The organism is Kitasatospora sp. NPDC004799 (assembly GCF_040609095.1).
Lineage (GTDB): Bacteria > Actinomycetota > Actinomycetes > Streptomycetales > Streptomycetaceae > Kitasatospora.
In genome coordinates this window covers 23,139-42,482 of record NZ_JBEXJK010000013.1, presented here as the reverse complement: position 1 = coordinate 42,482, position 19,344 = coordinate 23,139, and the positions used below count along the sequence as shown (strand labels likewise).

The following is a 19,344-nucleotide window of genomic DNA, read 5'->3' as shown; positions in this document are numbered from 1 at the left end:
GTGGACCCACGGTGGTCACCGTGCGTCCGGATCATGTGATCGTCAGGTTTCGCTGCGTTCAAGAGTTGAACGCTGGCTCGCGTCAGGAGGACGATTTCACCAACAGAGGTGAACGCCTTTATGTGCATTCGATCTAGCGGGTTACCGCTCGGTACCAGCCTCGGGTGGCCTATTCAGGGCAGAGAAGTGCCTTCGAAATGGGTATGTTCTCCGGCGTCAGGGCAACCGCTTACGAGGAGACCTTCCCGTGACGTCCCAGCAGAAGTTTGTTTACTCCTTCACCGAAGGAAACAAGGACCTCAAGGACCTTCTCGGCGGCAAGGGCGCGAACCTGGCCGAGATGACCAACCTGGGCCTCCCCGTCCCTCCGGGGTTCACCATCACCACCGAGGCCTGCAAGGTCTTCCTGGAGACCGGTAGCGAGCCCACCTCCCTCCACGAGGAGATCAGCGCCCACCTGGACGCCCTCGAGCAGGAGATGGGCAAGAAGCTCGGCCAGGCCGACAACCCGCTCCTGGTCTCGGTGCGCTCCGGTGCGAAGTTCTCCATGCCCGGCATGATGGACACCGTCCTCAACATCGGCCTCTCCGACGCCTCGGTGACCGGCCTCGCCGCCCAGTCCGGCAACGAGCGCTTCGCCTGGGACTCCTACCGCCGCCTGGTCCAGATGTTCGGCAAGACCGTCCTGGGCGTCGACGGCGAGCTGTTCGAGGAGGCCCTGGACGAGGCCAAGCACGCCAAGGGCACCGTCAACGACCTGGACCTGGACGCCTCCGACCTGCGGGGCCTGGTCGAGGTGTTCAAGGGCATCGTCGAGCGCGAGACCGGCCGGGCCTTCCCGCAGGACCCGCGCGAGCAGATGGACCTCGCCATCCACGCCGTCTTCCACTCCTGGAACGGCGACCGCGCCCGGCTGTACCGCCGCCAGGAGCGCATCCCGAACGACCTGGGCACCGCGGTCAACGTCTGCACCATGGTCTTCGGCAACCTCGGCGAGGACTCCGGCACCGGCGTCGCCTTCACCCGCGACCCCTCCACCGGCGCCCAGGGCGTCTACGGCGACTACCTGTCCAACGCCCAGGGCGAGGACGTCGTCGCCGGCATCCGCAACACCCTGCCGCTGGCCGAGCTGGAGAAGCTCGACAAGAAGTCGTACGACGAGCTGATGGCGATCATGCAGAAGCTCGAGAACCACTACCGCGACCTCTGCGACATCGAGTTCACCATCGAGCGCGGCAAGCTCTGGATGCTGCAGACCCGGGTCGGCAAGCGCACCGCCGCGGCCGCCTTCCGGATCGCCGTCCAGCTGGTCGACCAGGGCCTGATCGACCTGGACGAGGCCCTGATGCGGGTCACCGGCGGCCAGCTCTCGCAGCTGATGTTCCCCCGCTTCGCCCCGAACACCGAGTCGCAGCAGATCGCCTGGGGCCTGGCCGCCTCGCCGGGCGCCGCGATCGGCAAGGTCGTCTTCGACTCGTACACCGCCGTCAAGTGGTCCCGCTCCGGCGAGAAGGTCATCCTGGTCCGCCGCGAGACCAACCCGGACGACCTGGACGGCATGATCGCCGCCGAGGGCATCCTGACCTCGCGCGGCGGCAAGACCTCGCACGCGGCCGTGGTCGCCCGCGGCATGGGCAAGACCTGCGTCTGCGGCGCGGAGGAGCTGGAGGTCGACACCAAGGCCCGCCGCTTCACCACCGCCGACGGCCAGGTGATCCACGAGGGCGACGTCGTCTCGATCGACGGCGCCACCGGCAAGGTCTACCTCGGCGAGGTGCCCGTCCTGCCGTCCCCCGTGGTCGAGTACTTCGAGGGCACCCTGCACGCCGGCGCCGACGTCCAGGGCGGGCTGGTCCAGGCCGTGCACCGGCTGATGTCGCACGCCGACGGCCGCCGCCGGCTGGCCGTGCGCGCCAACGCCGACAACGCCGAGGACGGCTCGCGCGCCCGCCGCTACGGCGCCCAGGGCATCGGCCTGTGCCGCACCGAGCACATGTTCCTCGGCGAGGAGCGCCGCAAGGAGGTCGAGCACCTGATCCTGGCGGACAACGACAAGGACCGCGAGTTCGCCCTCTCCACCCTGCTGCCGCTGCAGAAGGGCGACTTCCTGGAGCTCTTCCAGGCGATGGACGGCCTGCCGGTCACCGTCCGCCTGCTCGACCCGCCGCTGCACGAGTTCCTGCCGGACATCACCGAGCTGTCGGTGCGCGTCGCCCTCGCCGAGGCCCGCAAGGACCCGAACGAGAACGACCTGCGGCTGCTCCAGGCGGTGCACAAGCTGCACGAGCAGAACCCGATGCTCGGCCTGCGCGGCGTCCGCCTCGGCCTGGTCATCCCCGGCCTGTTCGGCATGCAGGTCCGCGCCATCGCCGAGGCGGCCGCCGAGCGCAAGCTGGCCGGCGGGGACCCGCGCCCCGAGGTGATGATCCCGCTGGTCGGCACCGTCCAGGAGCTGGAGCTGGTCCGCGACGAGTGCGAGCGGGTGCTCGCCGAGGTCGCCAAGTCCACCGGCGTGACGCTGGACATCAAGCTCGGCACCATGATCGAGCTGCCGCGCGCCGCGGTGACCGCCGGGCAGATCGCCGAGGCCGCGGAGTTCTTCTCCTTCGGTACCAACGACCTGACCCAGACGGTCTGGGGCTTCTCCCGGGACGACGTGGAGGCCTCGTTCTTCACCGCCTACCTGGAGAAGGGCATCTTCGGGGTCTCCCCGTTCGAGACCATCGACCGCGACGGCGTCGGCTCGCTGGTCCGGCACGCCGTCGAGGCCGGCCGGGCCACCCGCCCCGACCTCAAGCTCGGCGTCTGCGGCGAGCACGGCGGCGACCCGGACTCCGTCCACTTCTTCCACGAGGTGGGGCTGGACTACGTCTCCTGCTCCCCCTTCCGGATCCCGGTGGCGCGCCTGGAGGCCGGCCGCGCCGCCATCGAGTCGGCGGGCAGCGACTCGCGCTGAGGAGGGTAGGCATCCCCTCCGCACGCGCGGGTACGACTGACCGCTCCCCCTCCCGTCGGGAGGGCGTACACCGGAGCTCGGCGCAGGAGAACCGGCGTACGTGAACACGGCCGGGCGGGAACGGACAACGGCGTCCGTTCCCGCCCGGCCGTACGTGTGCGCCCGGCCGTACGTGTGCGCCCGGGCGCACACGCGGCCCAGAGCCGTACGAGGTGCTGAGCCGCACGGCACCCGGTGTGGCCGCGGCCACGCGTGTAGCTCGCCCGGTGCGGACCGGCCGCCTGCCAAGCTGGATCGCATGACCAACCGCAGAAACCCGCTCGTCGTCGTGGCCGTGCTGCTCCTGGCGCTCCTCGCCGGGGTCGGGTACCTCCTCGCCGGCAACCAGGGGAGCGACCACCCCAAGGCCGGCGCGAGCGCCACCGCCGGTGCCACGGCGTCCGGGTCCGCGACGTCCAAGCCGTCGGCCCCCAAGCCGACCCCGCCCGCCGGGGGCGCCACCACCCCCGCCCCGGCCGGCACCTGGGTCCCGACCGACCCGGCCATGGCCGACGTCTGCCGCAGCAAGCTCCCCAGCCAGGCCGTGGACACCCTCGGTCTGATCGCCAAGGGCGGGCCCTACCCGTACAGCCGCGACGGCATCGTCTTCGAGAACCGGGAGAGCCGCCTCCCCAGGAAGGCCGAGGGCTACTACCACGAGTACACCGTGGTCACCCCGGGCTCCAACGACCGCGGCACCCGCCGGGTGGTGACCGGCAACTCCGGCGAGCAGTACTGGTCCGCCGACCACTACGCGACCTTCCAGGAGATCGACTCCCGCTGCTGAGCGGGACCGCACCGGGGGGCGGCGGGCACGGCACCCCTCACCGCGCCCGCCGCCAGGTGACCCGGGGGTGCGGCTGGTGCGGGCCGGTGGTGACCAGGGCCGTCAGCTCGTGGAGCACCGGGGCCGGGTCGCGGCGGAGCTGGGTCGGGGTGGTGCGGACCACCGGGAGGCCGGCGGCGGTGAGCCGGTTGGCCCGGGCCAGGCCCCGCTCGTGCTCGGCCGGGCGCAGGTGCCAGGCGCGGGAGTCGATCTCCAGGGCCACGCAGGCGTGCGGCCAGTAGGCGTCCGGGACGGCGAGGAAGCGGCCGTCCAGGAAGAGCACCGGGTTCCACAGCGGCTCCGGCAGCCCCGCGTGCGCCAGCAGTTCGCGGGCCTCGCCCTCCACCACCGACCGCACCCCGACCGTCAGGTCCTCCACCACCCGGGCCACCTGGGGCAGCCCGAGCGCACCCGGCCGGGACAGCAACTGGTCGAGCAGCTCGCCGAGTTCGCAGTGCCGCCGCTGGACGGCCTCCGCGCACAGCGCCCGGAACCGGCGCTGCCCCGTCTCCTTCGGTGCGAGGTCCGCCAGCGCCCGGGCGACCGTGGTGCTCCACAGCCCGTCGTCCCGCTCGAAGCCGCCCGGCATCGCCCCGGAGGCCCGGTGGATCCGGACGAACTCCCGGTCGCAGACGCGCCGTTGACCGGGGATCAGGATGTCGACCGAGGTCAGGTCGGACGGGTGCCCGGCACTCGGCAGCCCGGCCTCGGCCAGCACCGCGAAGCCGGTCAGCAGCACCTCCCCGGCCCGCGGCTCGCGCCCCTTCGGCGTCGCGTACGCCAGGGCGGCCCGCATCTTCTGGTGGAACGTCAGCCGTCCGCTCTGGAGGCAGATCACCCGGGGCAGCACCTGCTGCCAGGGCCCGCCCGGCCGCAGCCGGTGGGCGATGGTGCCGGAGGGCACGCCGAGCCGGCGCAGCTGCGCCCGGGTGGCGATGTGCTGCTGGTCGGCGCCGAGCAGGGCGACCGGGTCGAGCGGGTTCGCGCGGGTCATGCCCGGGGCCTGCCCGCCGGGATCGGAGGTATGCGAAACATCCCCCGTCGGTGGGGCCGGCGGTCACGGGTGTTGACGGACCGGCCGACGAGCCGCTGAGCTGGAGGCCATATGACCATTCCATCCACGCACGCCGGCCCCGCGCTGGACGCACTCCTCGGCCTCTCCGTGGGCGACGCCCTCGGCGCCCAGTTCTTCGTCCCGGAGACCGCCCGGGCCCACCTCGCCGCCCGCACCGACCCGCCAAGCCCGTAGGGGCTGTCTCTTGGACCCTTGCCGGGTGCGCGACGCCGGGGCACGCACCTCGCCGCGTTGTCGTCGGTCGCCAATGCTCCGCAGTGGCTCCCTCCTCCGCCTTGCGATGCACGCACCCCAACGCCGCGCCCTGATCCGACAAAATCCAAGAGACAGCCCCTGGCCCTGGACCGACGACACCGAGATGGCCTGCTCGGTGTACGCCGCCCACACCGAACGCGGCGCGATCGACACCTTCGACCTCACCCACGCCTTCGCCCGCCGCCACGACTTCGACCGCGGCTACGGCCCGGCCGCCAACCGGCTGCTGCGGCTGGTCCGGGAGGGCGGCGACGCGAAGCGGCTGGCCGCCGAACTCTTCGACGGCCAGGGCTCCTACGGCAACGGCGCCGCGATGCGGGTCGCCCCGCTGGGGGCGGCGTACGCCGAGGACCCGGCCGCCGTCGTCCGGCCCGCCGCCGACACGGCCGTCATCACCCATACCCACCCCCAGGCCGTCGACGGCGCGATCGCGGTCGCGGTGGCGGCCGCGTACGCCGTGCGGGCGCGCACCGAGGCCGTGACGCCGAGCACCTTCCTGGCCGCGGTCGCCGCACTCACCCCGCGCGGGGCCGTCCACGACGCCCTGACCGAGGCGATCGGCCTGCTCGCCGAGCCGGATCCGCCGGTCGTCGCGCGGGTGCTCGGCAACGGCAGCCGGACCTCCGCCGTCGACACCGTCCCGTACGCCCTCTGGTGCGCCGCCCGGAACCTGGCCGACTACCGGACGGCGGTGTGGGAGGCGATCGCGGCCGGCGGCGACATGGACACCGTTGCCGCCGTCACCGGCGGGGTGGTCGCCGCGCACACCGGTACCGAGGGCATCCCGGCCGCCTGGCTGGCCGCCCGCGAGCCGCTGCCCGACTGGCTGCCCCACGCGCCGGGAGCGGTCCGGCCGGCTCCGACGCAGGGCTTCCTCGAGCCCATGCTGCTGCCCCGCCCCTGCCCGGTGCCGGACGTGGTGTGGACCGAGGAGCAGTGGCGGCGGATCAGGGCCGGGCTGCGCTCCCGCGAGACGGAGCACAGGTGGGAGTCGTACACCGCCGAGGGCGTCCTCCACCTGCACCGCAGCTGGACCGGCTTCGAGATCTGGCGCGTGTCGGTGGCCCCGGCGGGGGGTAGCGGTTGGCGGCCGGTGTCGGCCCTGGCCGAGACGCATCCCGACCGGTACAAGGGCGCTCCCGACCCGGACCTCCTGGCGCGGATCCTCGACCTGGCCGCCAGGGGCTACGGCCGGTAGCCGGAGCCCCGCTCAGGCCGTGATCATCAGCTGCCCGGCGCCGCTGCCGCCCTGTCTAAGGCACTCCTGGTTGATCGCCGGATCCGGGGCGCTCGGCGAGGTGGCGGCGGCGATCCGCAGCTCGATGATGTCCCGGACGGCCGGCCACTCGTCGTCGAGGATCGAGTAGAAGGCGGTGGAGCGCACCACCCCGTCCAGCCCGCGCGAGTGCGCCCGGCGGACGCCCTCCGAGGTCGCGCCGAGCCGCTCGATGGCGGTGCGCGAGCGCAGGTTGCGGGCGTCCGCGCGCAGCGAGATCCGCTGCACGCCCCAGGTCTCGAAGGCGTGGCGCAGCATCAGCAGCTTGGCCTCGGTGTTGATGCCGGTGCCCTGGGCGCGCGGCGAGAGCCAGGTGTTGCCGATCTCGGCCGCGTCCGGGACGGCCGTGGCCGGGTCGCCGAACGGGACGCCGGGCGCGGGCGGCCACACCAGCGGGCCCTGCCAGTAGTCGAGTTCCAGGAACCGGGTGGAGCCGACCACCCGGCCGTCGGCGACGTTCACCGTCGCGAACGGCAGCGAACGGCCCGCGGCCTGGTCGGCGAGCGCCCGCGCGACGTAGTCGCGGGCGGCTTCCAGGCCGTGCGGGACGGGGGTGAAGGCGTAGGTCGTACGGTCCTCGGCGCCGGCCTCGGCGATGGCCTCGGCATGGTGCGCGGCGAGTGGCTCCAGCCGCACGGTGCGGCCGGTGAGGATGACAGGTACGGGCACGGAACCTTGGTCCTTCATCGGTCGGAGGGTGCCTCCCGGGCCGGGGTACGGCACGGGGTGCGCTGGGCTGGGTACGCCTGGGCCCGGGTCCGCCGGCCGGTTGCCCGCGCACGCCGGAGTCCGGTCGGGCGGGGTGGGGGCGGCGGCCCGGAACGGGCGGCGCGGGGTGCCGGAACGGACACGGGTCCTCGGACCGGTCCGGCGGGAAGAGCGAGGGGACAGTGTGCGTCCGCGAGATGGCCGAGAAGGGTACGAGAGCGCGAAGGGAAGCAGGCGGCCAGGTGAAGGCAAGATGCGTCGTGGGTGGCTGGCCGAGCACCGGACCGGGACGTGGCCGACGGCGTTACGGACGACGTGACGACGACGCGACGATGCGAGGCAGCGAGAGGACGATACCCGTCAGAAGGCGGTGCGTCACTTCGCGGCACGCGAATGGCCGCGCGGGCCGTTCCCGGGCCCCGTGGACGAGCCCCTTCCAGGCCCGTGACCAGGGGCTCTTCCTTCGGGTGCGATCATGGTCCGGAGCCGTCGGCCGAGGCCCCCGGGCGCGCCCCGCGGGCGGTCGCCGGACGGGCCCCGGAGTGGTGCCCGGACGGGTCGTGCGCAGGACGGGGGCCGCGGCGGGAATTCCGGCGGCGCCCGGCACGCTGGAGAGGACGAGAAGCCGGTCGACCGGAACGAGCAGAGAACGGGGTTGGGTGCGCGGTGCGTGACTTCCAGGCGCTGTACGAGCTGGATCAGCAGGGCGTGGCCGCCGTCGCCACGGCCAACGAGCAGTTGCGCGACACCGGTGCCGGCCTGGTGCTGCTGCAGCACTTCGAGGGCTTCATGGACGCCGGGGAGGCCGGCGGCCAGGTGGTGGCCCACCTGCTGGAGACGGGGTCGCCGCAGGTGGTGGCCCGCTTCGACCACGACCGTCTGGTGGACTACCGGGCCCGCCGCCCGTCGATGGTCTTCGACCACGACCGCTGGACGTCCTACGACCCGCCGGAGATCCTGCTCCAGCTCGTCCACGACGCCGCCGGCGCGCCGTTCCTGCTGCTCACCGGCCCCGAGCCGGACGTCGAGTGGGAGCGCTTCGCGCGCGCCGTCCGCGAGCTGGTGGAGCGCTTCGAGGTCCGGCTCTCGATCGACTTCCACGGCATCCCGATGGGCGTGCCGCACACCCGCCCGGTCGGCCTGACGCCGCACGGCAACCGGCTGGACCTCGCCCCGGGCTACCCGCAGTGGTTCGAGCAGGCGCAGGTCCCGGGCAGCGCCCAGGCGCTGGTGGAGTACCGCCTGGCCGAGGCCGGGCACGACGTGCTGGGCTTCGCCGTGCACGTCCCGCACTACGTGGCCCGCTCCGCCTACCCGGCGGCGGCCGTGCAGATCCTGGAGGCGGCGCAGTCCGCCACCGGGCTGGTGCTGCCCGGCACCCGGCTGCGCGAGCGGGTCTCCGAGGTCTACGCCGACATCGAGGAGCAGCTGGCCCAGGGGGACGGCGAGTTGCGCTCGGCGATCCGCGGCATGGAGGGCCAGTACGACGCGGTGGCGGGCGCGGAGGGCCGGGAGAGCCTGCTGGCCGAGCCGGTGGACCTGCCCTCGGCGGACGAACTGGGGCGGCGCTTCGAGCAGTTCCTGGCCGAGCACGAGCGCGGCGCCGAGTAGCCGGCGCGCGGCCGACGGGGACCGGCGGCCGAGCGGGGCAGCGGCCGGATCCGGGCGGGCCGGGTCGGATTCCGGCCGGTTCGGGCGCGCCGGAAGGCCGTTTCGCCCGGGCGGGAGTGATCGGCCACGGCCGTTCGTTGGCCCCTGGTGTGCCCGGGGGACGGGCCGCCGTAAGGAGCCGACCACGACCCGTATCCCCGGGGGGAGACCATGCCGAGGACCGCACGCCCGACCATCGCCCTGACCGTCGGACTGGCCGCAGTACTGCTGGCCGGCTGCACCGACAACGCCGGTTCGGACACCGGGGCGAGCGCCGCCGCGGGCACGACGCCCGCCGGTGCCCGGGCGGGGGCGGCCTCGTCGCCGACCACCGCCCCGCCGCCCACCGGCCCGTACGTCGCGCTCGGCGACTCCTACACCGCCGGGATGAAGATCCCCCCGCAGATCGGCGAGCCCGGCGGCTGCTACCGCTCCGGGGCCAACTACCCGTCCCTGGTGGCGAAGGGGCTCTCGCTCGCCGCCGGACAGTTCAAGGACGTCAGCTGCAGCAGCGCCCGCACCGGGGACCTGACCGGCCCGCAGAAGGTCGCCGACGGCACCAACCCGGCCCAGCTGGACGCGCTGACCGCGGACACCCGGCTGGTCACCCTGGGGATCGGCGGCAACGACGCGGGCTTCATGGAGGTCGTGACGGAGTGCGCCAAGGAGAACCTGGTGGACATCGTCAAGGGCGTGATCACCGACAGCCAGGACCGGATCAGCAGCTCGCCCTGCCGTGACCACTACGCCGCCGGCAACGGCACCGACGAGGTCCAGCGCAAGGTGGACGCGGCCGGCGACCGGATCGGCCAGGTGCTCCAGGACGTCAGGAAGCGCTCGCCGAAGGCCAAGGTGTACGTGATCGGGTACCCGGGGCTGCTCCCGGCCGATCCGGCGAGCTGCCTGCCGGTGCTCGGCAACGCGGTGGCCGCCTCCGACCTGGGCTTCCTGGTGGAGAAGGAGCAGCAGCTCAACGGTATGCTCAGGAAGCGGGCGGAAGCGGCCGGCGCGGTGTTCGTGGACCTCGCCGGGGCCTCGGCCGGGCACGACATGTGCGCGGGGGAGGACAAGCGCTGGGTGGAGCCGCCGCTCCCGGCCCAGGGGCTGGCGCCGATCCACCCCAACGCCAGGGGCCAGGAGGCGGTGGCGGCCGTCGTCCTGAAGGCGGTCAAGGGCTGAGGACGGACGGGGCGCGCAGGACCTGAGCGGCCCGGGCGCGCAGGACCTGAGCGGCCGGGCGCGTGGGACGGACGGGGCGCGCGGGGCTGCGCCGTCCGGGTGGGCCCGGCTCACCGCGGCGGGCACCCGCGCGCCCCGCACCGTTCACGCCCCGGTCCACGCCGCTTCGCGCGCGGCACCCCCCGCGTGTCGGGGGCCCGGCGTACCGTGAGGGGCATATGGATGACACCACGCACCGCCTCGCCGCCCCGATCCCGTACGACCACGCCGCCGAGGCCCGCTGGGTCCCCGAACCCGACAAGCGACCGGGCCGCACGGCCTTCCAGCGCGACCGCGCCCGGGTGCTGCACTCGGCCGCGCTGCGCCGGCTGGCCGGCACCACCCAGGTGGTCGCCCCGATGCGCAGCGACTTCCCCCGCACCCGGCTCACCCACTCCCTCGAATGCGCCCAGGTGGGGCGGGAGTTGGGCGCCGCCCTGGGCTGCGACCCGGACCTCGTGGAGACCGGCTGCCTGGCCCACGACATCGGCCACCCGCCGTTCGGCCACACCGGCGAGGAGGCCCTCGACCAGGCCGCCGAGGCCTGCGGCGGCTTCGAGGGCAACGCCCAGTCGCTGCGCATCCTGACCCGGCTCGAACCCAAGCGCTTCGCGCCCCAGGGGGAGCCGCCCGCCACCCGGCTCGCCCCCTGGCCGGGCCGCAGCGTCGGCCTCAACCTGAGCCGGGCCGCCCTGGACGCCGCCACCAAGTACCCGTGGAGCAAGGGCGCCCACCCCACCGACCCGCACTCGCCCAAGTACGGCGTCTACGCCGACGACCTGTCGGTCTTCCGCTGGCTGCGGGCCGGCTCCCCGGCCGGGCGCAAGTGCTTCGAGGCCACCGTGATGGACTGGTCCGACGACGTGGCCTACTCCACCCACGACGTCGAGGACGGCCTCCAGGCCGGCCACATCGACCCGGCCGCCCTGCGCGCCCCCGGCGAGCGCGCCGAACTCTTCAAGGTCGCCGAGCGCTACGCCCCGGACGCCGAGCCGACGGAGCTGGCCGCCGCCCTGGACCGGCTGCTCGCCCAGGAGTGGTGGCCCCGCTCCTACGACGGCACCGCCCGCGCCCGGGCCGGCCTCAAGGACCTCACCAGCCAGCTGATCGGCCGCTTCTGCCTGGCCGCCGAGCAGGCCACCCGCGCCCGCTACGGCCCCGGGCGGCTCACCCGCTACGCCGCCGAGCTGGTGGTGCCCCGGGACGTCCGGCTGGAGTGCGCGGTGCTCAAGGCGGTCGCCGTCCGCTACGTGATGCAGCGCGACGAGCAGGCCCAGCTGCGGGCCCGCCAGCGGATCGTGATCGCCGAGCTGGCGTATGTCCTCACCCAGCGCGCGCCCGAGGGGCTGGACCCGGTGTTCGCCGCCATGTACCGCGAGGCCGAGGACGACCGCGCCGCGCTGCGCACGGTCATCGACCAGATCGCCACCCTCACGGACGCCTCGGCCCTGGCCCTGCACGCCAAGCTCGTCGGCGCCGCCTGGGCGTGACGCCGGCGGCCCGCGCCCCCGGCCGCCGGCCCCGGCTCGAAACCCCGGCCACCCCAGTAGACTTCCGGGGTGGCCGGGCGGATCAGGGACGAAGACGTACAGGCGGTGCGCAGCGCACTGCCGATCGACGCGGTGGTCGGCGACTACGTACAGCTGACCAACGGTGGCGGTGGCGAGTACAAGGGCGTCTGCCCCTTCCACGACGAGAAGTCCGCCTCCTTCTACGTGAACCCCGCCAAGGGCGTCTTCCACTGCTTCGGCTGCCAGGAGAACGGCGACACCATCGCGTTCCTGATGAAGATCGAGCACTTCACCTTCGCCGAGGCCGTCGAGCGGATGGCCGCCCAGGCCGGCATCACCCTGCGCTACGAGGAGGGCGGCTACAGCCCCCGCCACCAGCAGGGCGAGCGCACCCGGCTGGTCGAGGCGCACAAGGTGGCCGCCGCCTGGTACCAGGAGCAGCTGGGCTCGCCGGAGGCGGAGATCGGCCGCCGCTTCCTGGCCGAGCGCGGCTTCGACGAGGAGGCCGCCAAGGCCTTCGGCGTCGGCTACGCCCCGGCTGGGTGGGAGCACCTGGTCCGCTACCTGCGCGGCAAGGGCTTCACCGACAAGGAGATCCTGCTCGGCGGCCTCGCCTCGCAGGGCCAGCGCGGCGGCCTGATCGACCGCTTCCGGGGCCGGCTGGTCTGGCCGATCCGGGACATCGCCGGCGAGGTGGTCGGCTTCGGCGCCCGCCGGCTGCGCGAGGACGACAACGGCCCGAAGTACCTCAACACCCCCGAGACGCCGATCTACAAGAAGTCCCACGTGCTGTACGGCATCGACCTGGCGAAGAAGGAGATCGCCAAGTCGGGCCGCGCGGTGGTGGTCGAGGGCTACACCGATGTGATGGCCTGCCACCTGGCCGGGGTCACCTCGGCGGTGGCCACCTGCGGCACCGCCTTCGCCGAGGACCACATCAAGATCATCCGCCGGCTGCTGATGGACACCTCGCAGTACCGGGGCGAGACCGTCTTCACCTTCGACGGCGACGCGGCCGGCCAGAAGGCCGCGCTGCGCGCCTTCGAGGACGACCAGAAGTTCGCCGCCAAGACCTCCATCGCGGTCAGCCCGGGCGGCATGGACCCGTGCGAGCTGCGGCTGGCCCAGGGCGACGAAGCGGTCAAGCACCTGATCGACAACCCGGTCCCGCTGTTCGAGTTCGCGCTGACCTCGGTGGTGGCCCGGCACCGGGTGGACACCCCGGAGGGGCGGTCGGCGGCGCTGGAGGAGGCGGCCCCGATCGTCGCCAGGATCAAGGACCGCTCGATCCAGCACGAGTACGCCGTCCGCCTGGCCGGCATGCTCGGCATCCTGGACGAGCAGTTCGTCGTCCGCCGGATCTCCCAGCTGGCCCGCTGGGACCGCGAGCGGCAGCAGAACCCGCGCGGCGCGGCCGCCCAGCGCCGCCCCGAGCCGGTCCAGCCGCAGCGCCCCGCCCAGCCCGCGTTCCGGCTCAACCCGCGCGACCCGGCCCAGTTCGTCGAGCGGGAGCTGCTCAAGCTCGCGCTGCAGCACCCGGACCTGGTCAGCCCGGCCTTCGACCACTACGGCGAGGACGAGTTCCCGACCCCGCCGTACACCGCCGTCCGGCAGGCCATCGCCAAGGCCGGCGGCGCCGCGTACGGGGCGACCCTGCCCGACTTCACCAGCGCGGTGCGCGAGGCGGCCCCGGACGACCGGGTGCGCTCGCTGGTCACCGAGCTGACCGTGGAGCCGGTGCGCTCGCGCCGCAAGGCGGACGCGGTCTACGCGGGGGAGTTCCTGGTCAAGCTGCGCCTGCTGGCGGTGGACCGGCGGATCACCGAGGTCCGCGGCTACCTCCAGCGGCTCGGCCCCCGGGCCGAGGCCGAGCAGCTGCACGCGGTGCAGACCGAGCTGTGGCAGCTCCAGCAGTACGGTGACCAGCTGAAGAGCCGGGGTGCGGCGGGGCTGTGACGCCCGGCGCGCCGTTCGTCGCAGGACCTGCACACAGAAAACCGGCGCACGAGTCTCGGCCGCGGAGTGTGGCGTACCGCACACTGGAGGGCGCCCACCTCCGTCCAGCGCGGGTCCGCCAGAGTCGCGCCCGCCCCGAGGGGATGCCCGTGGAGCACGGCCTCGTCGCAGCGACCACCACCAGCACGCGCGTGAACCCCGCCGGACCGGCGGGGGCCGGGGAGCAGGAGACCCACCACGGCCGGGCCGGGGCGGCGCCCCCGGACGGCGCCCGGGTCCCGGCCCAGGGCCTGCCGGAGGGCCACCCGGACAGTCCGGACGTCTCGGACGTCTCGGATGGACCGGACGGTTCGGAGCCGGAGCCCGGGCCAGGGCCCGGGGCCGGAGCGCGGGTCGGGGCCGAGGACACCGGGCCGGCCGCCGACCTGCTGCGCCAGTACCTGCGGGAGATCGGCCGGATCCGCCTGCTCACCGCCGAGGAGGAGGTCGAGCTGGCTCGCCGGGTGGAGGCCGGCCTCTTCGCCGAGGAGCGGCTGAACGGCGACCCGCCGCCGCCCGACCCGCTGGCCGGCGAGCTGGACACCCTGGTGGTGCGGGGCCGGATCGCCAAGCGCCGGCTGATCGAGGCGAACCTGCGGTTGGTGGTCTCCGTCGCCAAGCGCTACGTCGGCCGCGGGCTGACCCTGCTGGACCTGGTCCAGGAGGGCAACCTGGGCCTGATCCGGGCGGTGGAGAAGTTCGACTACACCCGCGGCTTCAAGTTCTCCACGTACGCGACCTGGTGGATCCGGCAGGCGATGAGCCGGGCGCTGGCCGACCAGGCCCGGACGATCCGGGTGCCGGTGCACGTGGTCGAGCTGATCAACCGGGTGGTCCGGGCGAAGCGCGGCCTGCTCCAGGAGCGCGGCGTGGAACCGACGGCGGCCGAGATCGCCGCCGCCCTGGAGCTGACCGAGGAGCGGGTGCGCGAGCTGCTCCGGCTGGCCCAGGAACCGATCTCGCTGCACACCCCGGTCGGCGAGGAGGAGGACGTCGCGCTCGGGGACCTGATCGAGGACGCCGACGCCGCCTCGCCCGCCGAGTCCGCGACCTTCCTGCTGCTGCGCCAGCACCTGGAGGCCGTGCTGGCCACCCTGGGCGAGCGGGAGCGCCAGGTGGTCCAGCTCCGCTACGGGCTGGACGACGGGCGCCCGCGCACCCTGGAGGAGATCGGGGCGGTGTTCGGCGTGACGCGGGAGCGGATCCGGCAGATCGAGTCGAAGACCCTGGTCAAGCTCCGCGACCACGCCTACGCCGAGCAGCTGCGCGGCTACCTCGACTAGCCGACGGCCGGGGCCGGGGCGGCCGGCACCGCCGGGGACGGAGCCGCGGACCCGGCCGGCGCCGCCGGGTCGGCCGAGGTGGGGTCGGCCGAGGCGGACTCGGTCGGCGCCGGGTCGGCCAGGGTGGCCGGGGCCGGGGTCGTGGGCGCCGCCGCGCCGGTGCCCGGCGGGGGAGAGGCGGGGCCGATCGGGATCGGGGTGGAGTCCACCACCATGGCCAGGTCGGACACCGCCGCGGTGCAGTCGTGGCCGTCCGGCTGGTAGCCGCAGACCTGGAAGGTGACGGTCGGGTCCGCCGCGTTCAGCATCGGCGAGTAGTTGTCGTAGCCCCAGTGGATGAGGGCCGTCTCGCTGTCGCCGGTGCTGTCGGTGATCGTCGCGTAGTCCTTGGGCTGGCCCTCGGTGATGGCGCCCCAGGCGGCCTGGCAGGTCCGGCTGTACCGGAGGTAGACGACCCGCTTGCCGATCACCTGGGTCTGCAGGGTCCGGGCGTCCTTGCCGCAGCCGGTGGTCTTCGGGTCCTTGTGCGCGCAGCCGACGGCCCGGCAGGTCGGGGAGGCCGGGACGGGCTTGGCGCTGGGGGAGACGTCGGCGGTGGGCTCGTCCGCCGCCGCGGCCTCCCCGTCGTGCCGGCTGATCCGCAGGCCCACCAGCACCAGCAGCAGCGCCAGCACGGCCGCACCGGAGACCAGCGCCACCGGGCGCCGCCACCAGACCACGGCGGGCTCCCGGACCGGCTCCTCCCGGACCGGCTCCTCCTCGACCGCGGGCACCTTTCCAGCGGCGGCCACCGGGGTCTCCTCGGCGACGCCCGGCGGCGTCACCACCTCGGTCGGGGCGACCACCTCGGCCGGCCCCGCCACCGCCTGCCGCCACAGCGTCCGCAGCACGGCCCCGTCGCACTCGACCGCCCCGACCAGCGCGTCCAGCGCCTGCTCGGTGACGATCCGCTTGCCGTTGAGCCAGCGCTCCCAGGAGGCCCGGCTGTAGTGCGTCCGGGCGGCCAGCTCGGACAGCGACAGTCCGGCGGCGTCCTTGACGGCCCGGAGCTCCTCCGCCAGGCGTCTGGCGGGCTCGGACAGCTCCTCGGGCAGCTGCTTCCAGGCGGAACCCATGGGGGCGCTCCAAATTCGAGAAACGGGGGACGGGAAACGGGTGAGCGGCAGGGCCCCGGCCCGGGCCGTTCGGCGTCTCCGCTTCTCCAACCTGATCGGCCTGGCGTCCCAAACCCCAGGTCATGGCGCTGAGACGGACGGAAGTGTCTCACAACCCCCGGAGACGCTCGCACCATCACGCGGTCATCGTGCAGAGTTCTCTGGCCGGTGCGGTCCACCCGTCGGTGGAACCGTTCGGACGCCGTTCGATCACCCGTCGTCGGACCGCACCCGCTCCCGGTTCCCCCACCGTTCCGAGGCAGCCTCGCGGGGGGAGGCTGCCCCGGGACGACCGGGATGCTCCGGCGGGGAGGGCGCTTCGCCGCGCCCTCCCCGCCGTGAGGTCTCCCCGGGTGTGCGAACGGTCAGTGGTGGAAGCCGGGCCGGGCCGGCACCCCGAGCTCCCTGAGCGGGACGGGCTGGCGCCGCAGCTCCGGCAGCAGCCGGTCGAGGTCGGCCAGCAGCAGGTCGGCGAGGTCCCGGGAGAAGCCGTTGCGGCAGACCACCCGGAGCACCGACAGGTCCTCCCGGTTCGCCGGGAAGCTGTACGCGGGCACCTGCCAGCCGCGCTCGCGCAGCCGCCGTGAGACGTCGAACACGTCGAACGGGAGGTCCCCCTCGGTGGTGAAGGCGAACACCGGCACCTGGTCGCCCCGGGTCAGCAGCCGGAAGCCGTCCAGCCGCCCGATCCGTTCGGCCAGGTAGCTCGCGACCTCGCGGCAGGCGCCCTGGACGGCGCGGAAGCCCTCCCGGCCGAGCCGCAGGAAGACGAAGTACTGGGCCACCACCTCGGCGCCGGGCCGGGAGAAGTTGAGCGCGAAGGTCGGCATCTCGCCGCCCAGGTAGTTGACCCGGAACACCAGCTCCTCCGGCAGCGCCTCGCCGTCGCGCCAGAGCGCCCAGCCGACGCCCGGGTACACCAGGCCGTACTTGTGGCCGGAGGTGTTGATCGAGGCCACCCGGGGCAGCCGGAAGTCCCAGACCAGCTCCTGGTCGAGGAAGGGGGCCACCATGCCGCCGGAGGCGCCGTCCACGTGCACCGGGACGTCGGTGCCGGTGCGCTCCTGGAAGGCGTCCAGGGCCGCGCAGATCTCCGCGACCGGCTCGTAGGAGCCGTCGAAGGTGGAGCCGAGCACACCGACCACGCCGATGGTGTTCTCGTCGCACAGGGCGACCGCCCGCTCGGCGTCCAGGTGGAAGCGGTCGCCCTCCATCGGCGCGGTGCGGGCCTCGATCTCCCAGAAGTTGCAGAACTTCTCCCAGCAGACCTGCACGTTGACGCCCATCACCAGGTTGGGCCGGGCACCGGCGGCGTAGCGGTCGGGGTTGCGGCGCATCCAGCGGCGCTTGAGCGCCATGCCGGCCAGCATGCAGGCCTCGCTGGAGCCGGTGGTGGAGCAGCCGACCGCGGCGTCCGGGTCGGGGGCGTGCCAGAGGTCGGCGAGGATCGCCACGCAGCGCCGCTCCAGTTCGGCGGTCTGCGGGTACTCGTCCTTGTCGATCATGTTCTTGTCGAGGCACTCGGTCATCAGCCGGGTGGCCTGGGCCTCCATCGAGGTGGTGACGAAAGTCGCCAGGTTGAGCTTCGCGTTGCCGTCCAGCATCAGTTCGTCGTGGATCAGCTGGTACGCGGTGTCGGCCGGGACGGGGCCCTCGCCGAGCCGGTGCAGCGGCGGGGCCAGCTTCATCGCGCCCAGCGGGTCGGCGACGGTCGGGTACGGGCCGATGCTCAGCCGGCGGTCGCCGCCGGCCCCCTGGTGCAGCGCCATGGCGTCCTGCCGCCCTTCGCTCCGGTGGCCGTGTCCCGTCCCACGCTGCCACCGGGCGCCGGGTGACGCATCCGCACGGTCCGTCGGCCCCGACCCCGGGTCAGGCGGCGGCCTCCGGGTGGATCTGGTCGCGGGCGGCCCGGTACTGCCGGCGCACCGCCGAACCGATCGCCAGGTCCTGCTCCCCGTCCGGCTCGACGGTCTCGGCGTCCGGCAGCTCCCACTCCGGGGGCTCCGGGGTGCCGGCCAGCGCCCAGGCCGCCTGCCGGGCGGCCCCGCGGGCGGCGTGCGCGCCCGGCGGCGGCACCACGACCGGGACGCCGAACAGCATCGGGGCGATGTGCCGGACGGCGGGCAGCCGCCCGGCCGTGCCGAGCAGGAACACCCGCTTCACCGCGACGCCCTGGGCGCGCAGCACGTCGAGGGCGTCGGCGATGTTGCACAGCATGCCCTCGACGGCGGCCCGGGCCAGGTGCTGAGGGGTCATCGCCTCGGCCCGCAGACCCGTCAGGGTGCCGGCCGCGTGCGGCAGCGCGGGGGTGCGCTCGCCGTCCAGGTAGGGCAGCAGCACCAGGCCGTAGGCGCCGGGGGAGGAGTGCAGGGCGAGGTCGCTCAGGCCCTCCAGGTCCCGGCCGAGCATCGCGGCGGTGGAGCGCAGCACCTGGGCGGCGTTGAGGGTGGCGACCATCGGCAGGTGCCGGCCGCTGGCGTCGGCGAAGGAGGAGACCAGGCCGGAGGCGTCCACCACGGCCTCCTCGTGCACCGCGAAGATCGTCCCGGCGCTGCCGAGCGAGACCACCGCGTCGCCCGGGCCGAGGCCCAGGCCCAGCGCGGCGGCCATGTTGTCCCCGGTGCCGGCCGAGATCAGCAGGCCCTCGGGGGTGTGCCCGGCGGGTTCGGCCGGCGGCAGGACGTCGGGCAGCCGGAGCTCGTGGCCGAGCGCCAGCTCGACCAGGTCCTGCCGGTACTCGCCGGTGATCGGCGACCAGTAGCCGGTGCCGGAGGCGTCGCCGCGGTCGGTGGTGCGGCGCTTGGGGTGGCCGAGCAACTGCCAGACCAGCCAGTCGTGCGGCAGCAGCACCTCGGCGACCCGGCGGGCGTTGGCCGGCTCGAACTCGGCCAGCCAGCGCAGCTTGGCGATGGTGTAGGTGGGCGCGGGCACGGCGCCGATCGCGGCGGTCCAGGCGGCCGGGCCGCCGAGGGCGTCCAGCAGCTTGGCGGCGGCGCCGCTGGAGCGCGGGTCGTTCCACAGCAGCGCCGGGCGGACCTGCACCCCGCCCGCGTCCAGGCCGATCATCCCGTGCTGCTGGGCGCTGACCCCGATCGCCCGGACGCCCTCCAGCAGGCCGCCGGTCGCGGCGTCGCCGAGCGAGTGCAGCCAGACCTGCGGGTCGGCCTCGCCCGGGCGCAGGTCCTGGTCCTCGGGGACGGGGTGCGGGGCCTTGCCCGAGCGCAGGACGGCACCGGTGTCGGCGTCGCACGCGACGATCCGGGTGCGGTTGGTCGAGCTGTCTATCCCCGCGACGATGGCCATGTCGAGATCATGCCTCAGCCCGGCCCGGGACGCGTCCGGGCCGGGTGAGCCGTTGCCGGTTCGCGACCCCGGGGTGGGGTCCGCTTCGCCCTGGC

General features: G+C 74.2%; 14 protein-coding genes. 9 read left to right on the top strand and 5 right to left on the bottom strand.

Annotation, left to right across the window (positions count from 1 at the left end):
• Positions 1-247 precede the first annotated feature (247 nt).
• A complete protein-coding gene (gene ppdK, locus ABZW03_RS03405) occupies positions 248-2,956 on the top strand; it encodes a pyruvate, phosphate dikinase (RefSeq protein WP_355251465.1) in 2,709 nt (902 codons plus the stop codon).
• 298 nt (positions 2,957-3,254) lie between these two features.
• Positions 3,255-3,782, top strand: a complete 528-nt coding sequence (locus ABZW03_RS03400; RefSeq protein ID WP_355251462.1) for a ribonuclease — start codon at positions 3,255-3,257, stop codon at positions 3,780-3,782.
• A 37-nt stretch (positions 3,783-3,819) separates the two neighbouring features.
• Here ABZW03_RS03400 and ABZW03_RS03395 read toward each other — a convergent pair whose 3' ends face one another.
• Positions 3,820-4,815 carry a hypothetical protein gene (locus ABZW03_RS03395; RefSeq protein ID WP_355251459.1) on the bottom strand — a complete coding sequence of 332 codons (996 nt, stop codon included), beginning with the start codon at positions 4,813-4,815 and terminating at the stop codon, positions 3,820-3,822.
• A gap of 111 nt (positions 4,816-4,926) precedes the next feature.
• Here ABZW03_RS03395 and ABZW03_RS03390 point away from each other — a divergent pair, with 111 nt between their 5' ends.
• Positions 4,927-5,070, top strand: coding sequence for a hypothetical protein (locus tag ABZW03_RS03390; RefSeq protein ID WP_355251456.1), 144 nt, complete (start codon positions 4,927-4,929; stop codon positions 5,068-5,070).
• A gap of 184 nt (positions 5,071-5,254) precedes the next feature.
• Positions 5,255-6,349 (top strand): ADP-ribosylglycohydrolase family protein, encoded by a 1,095-nt coding sequence (locus ABZW03_RS03385; protein ID WP_355251453.1) that lies wholly within the window; start codon positions 5,255-5,257, stop codon positions 6,347-6,349.
• A 12-nt stretch (positions 6,350-6,361) separates the two neighbouring features.
• Here ABZW03_RS03385 and ABZW03_RS03380 read toward each other — a convergent pair whose 3' ends face one another.
• On the bottom strand, positions 6,362-7,096 hold the full coding sequence (locus tag ABZW03_RS03380; RefSeq protein WP_355251450.1) for a GNAT family protein: 735 nt from the start codon (positions 7,094-7,096) through the stop codon (positions 6,362-6,364).
• Between the two features lie 705 nt (positions 7,097-7,801).
• Here ABZW03_RS03380 and ABZW03_RS03375 point away from each other — a divergent pair.
• From ABZW03_RS03375 to ABZW03_RS03355, 5 genes are all read left to right on the top strand, one after another.
• Positions 7,802-8,746 (top strand): PAC2 family protein, encoded by a 945-nt coding sequence (locus ABZW03_RS03375; protein ID WP_355251447.1) that lies wholly within the window; start codon positions 7,802-7,804, stop codon positions 8,744-8,746.
• A gap of 210 nt (positions 8,747-8,956) precedes the next feature.
• A complete protein-coding gene (locus ABZW03_RS03370) occupies positions 8,957-9,964 on the top strand; it encodes an SGNH/GDSL hydrolase family protein (RefSeq protein ID WP_355251444.1) in 1,008 nt (335 codons plus the stop codon).
• Between the two features lie 218 nt (positions 9,965-10,182).
• Positions 10,183-11,493, top strand: coding sequence for a deoxyguanosinetriphosphate triphosphohydrolase (locus ABZW03_RS03365; RefSeq protein WP_355251441.1), 1,311 nt, complete (start codon positions 10,183-10,185; stop codon positions 11,491-11,493).
• A 69-nt stretch (positions 11,494-11,562) separates the two neighbouring features.
• Positions 11,563-13,470 (top strand): DNA primase, encoded by a 1,908-nt coding sequence (gene dnaG / locus ABZW03_RS03360; protein ID WP_355251438.1) that lies wholly within the window; start codon positions 11,563-11,565, stop codon positions 13,468-13,470.
• A gap of 143 nt (positions 13,471-13,613) precedes the next feature.
• Positions 13,614-14,792 carry an RNA polymerase sigma factor gene (locus ABZW03_RS03355; protein ID WP_355251435.1) on the top strand — a complete coding sequence of 393 codons (1,179 nt, stop codon included), beginning with the start codon at positions 13,614-13,616 and terminating at the stop codon, positions 14,790-14,792.
• On the opposite strand, the gene ABZW03_RS03350 is transcribed toward ABZW03_RS03355, so the two are convergent.
• From ABZW03_RS03350 to ABZW03_RS03340, 3 genes are all read right to left on the bottom strand, one after another.
• Complete coding sequence (locus ABZW03_RS03350; protein ID WP_355251432.1) at positions 14,789-15,907, bottom strand: DUF2690 domain-containing protein; 1,119 nt, start codon at positions 15,905-15,907, stop codon at positions 14,789-14,791. The two genes, ABZW03_RS03355 and ABZW03_RS03350, sit on opposite strands and share 4 nt — an antisense overlap.
• 404 nt (positions 15,908-16,311) lie before the next feature.
• Positions 16,312-17,715 carry a glutamate decarboxylase gene (locus tag ABZW03_RS03345; protein WP_355251430.1) on the bottom strand — a complete coding sequence of 468 codons (1,404 nt, stop codon included), beginning with the start codon at positions 17,713-17,715 and terminating at the stop codon, positions 16,312-16,314.
• A 100-nt stretch (positions 17,716-17,815) separates the two neighbouring features.
• Entirely contained in the window at positions 17,816-19,249 is a 1,434-nt protein-coding gene (locus tag ABZW03_RS03340; protein ID WP_355251427.1) for an FGGY family carbohydrate kinase, read from the bottom strand.
• Positions 19,250-19,344: the final 95 nt, after the last annotated feature.

Coding starts and splice junctions, on each gene's coding strand:
- ABZW03_RS03400 (WP_355251462.1), top strand. CDS start 3,255: ATGACCAACCGCAGAAACCCGCTCGTCGTCGTGGCCGTGCTGCTCCTG.
- ABZW03_RS03355 (WP_355251435.1), top strand. CDS start 13,614: ATGCCCGTGGAGCACGGCCTCGTCGCAGCGACCACCACCAGCACGCGC.
- ABZW03_RS03370 (WP_355251444.1), top strand. CDS start 8,957: ATGCCGAGGACCGCACGCCCGACCATCGCCCTGACCGTCGGACTGGCC.
- ABZW03_RS03395 (WP_355251459.1), bottom strand. CDS start 4,815: ATGACCCGCGCGAACCCGCTCGACCCGGTCGCCCTGCTCGGCGCCGAC.
- ABZW03_RS03385 (WP_355251453.1), top strand. CDS start 5,255: ATGGCCTGCTCGGTGTACGCCGCCCACACCGAACGCGGCGCGATCGAC.
- ABZW03_RS03340 (WP_355251427.1), bottom strand. CDS start 19,249: ATGGCCATCGTCGCGGGGATAGACAGCTCGACCAACCGCACCCGGATC.
- ABZW03_RS03390 (WP_355251456.1), top strand. CDS start 4,927: ATGACCATTCCATCCACGCACGCCGGCCCCGCGCTGGACGCACTCCTC.
- ABZW03_RS03345 (WP_355251430.1), bottom strand. CDS start 17,715: ATGGCGCTGCACCAGGGGGCCGGCGGCGACCGCCGGCTGAGCATCGGC.
- ABZW03_RS03365 (WP_355251441.1), top strand. CDS start 10,183: ATGGATGACACCACGCACCGCCTCGCCGCCCCGATCCCGTACGACCAC.
- ABZW03_RS03350 (WP_355251432.1), bottom strand. CDS start 15,907: ATGGGTTCCGCCTGGAAGCAGCTGCCCGAGGAGCTGTCCGAGCCCGCC.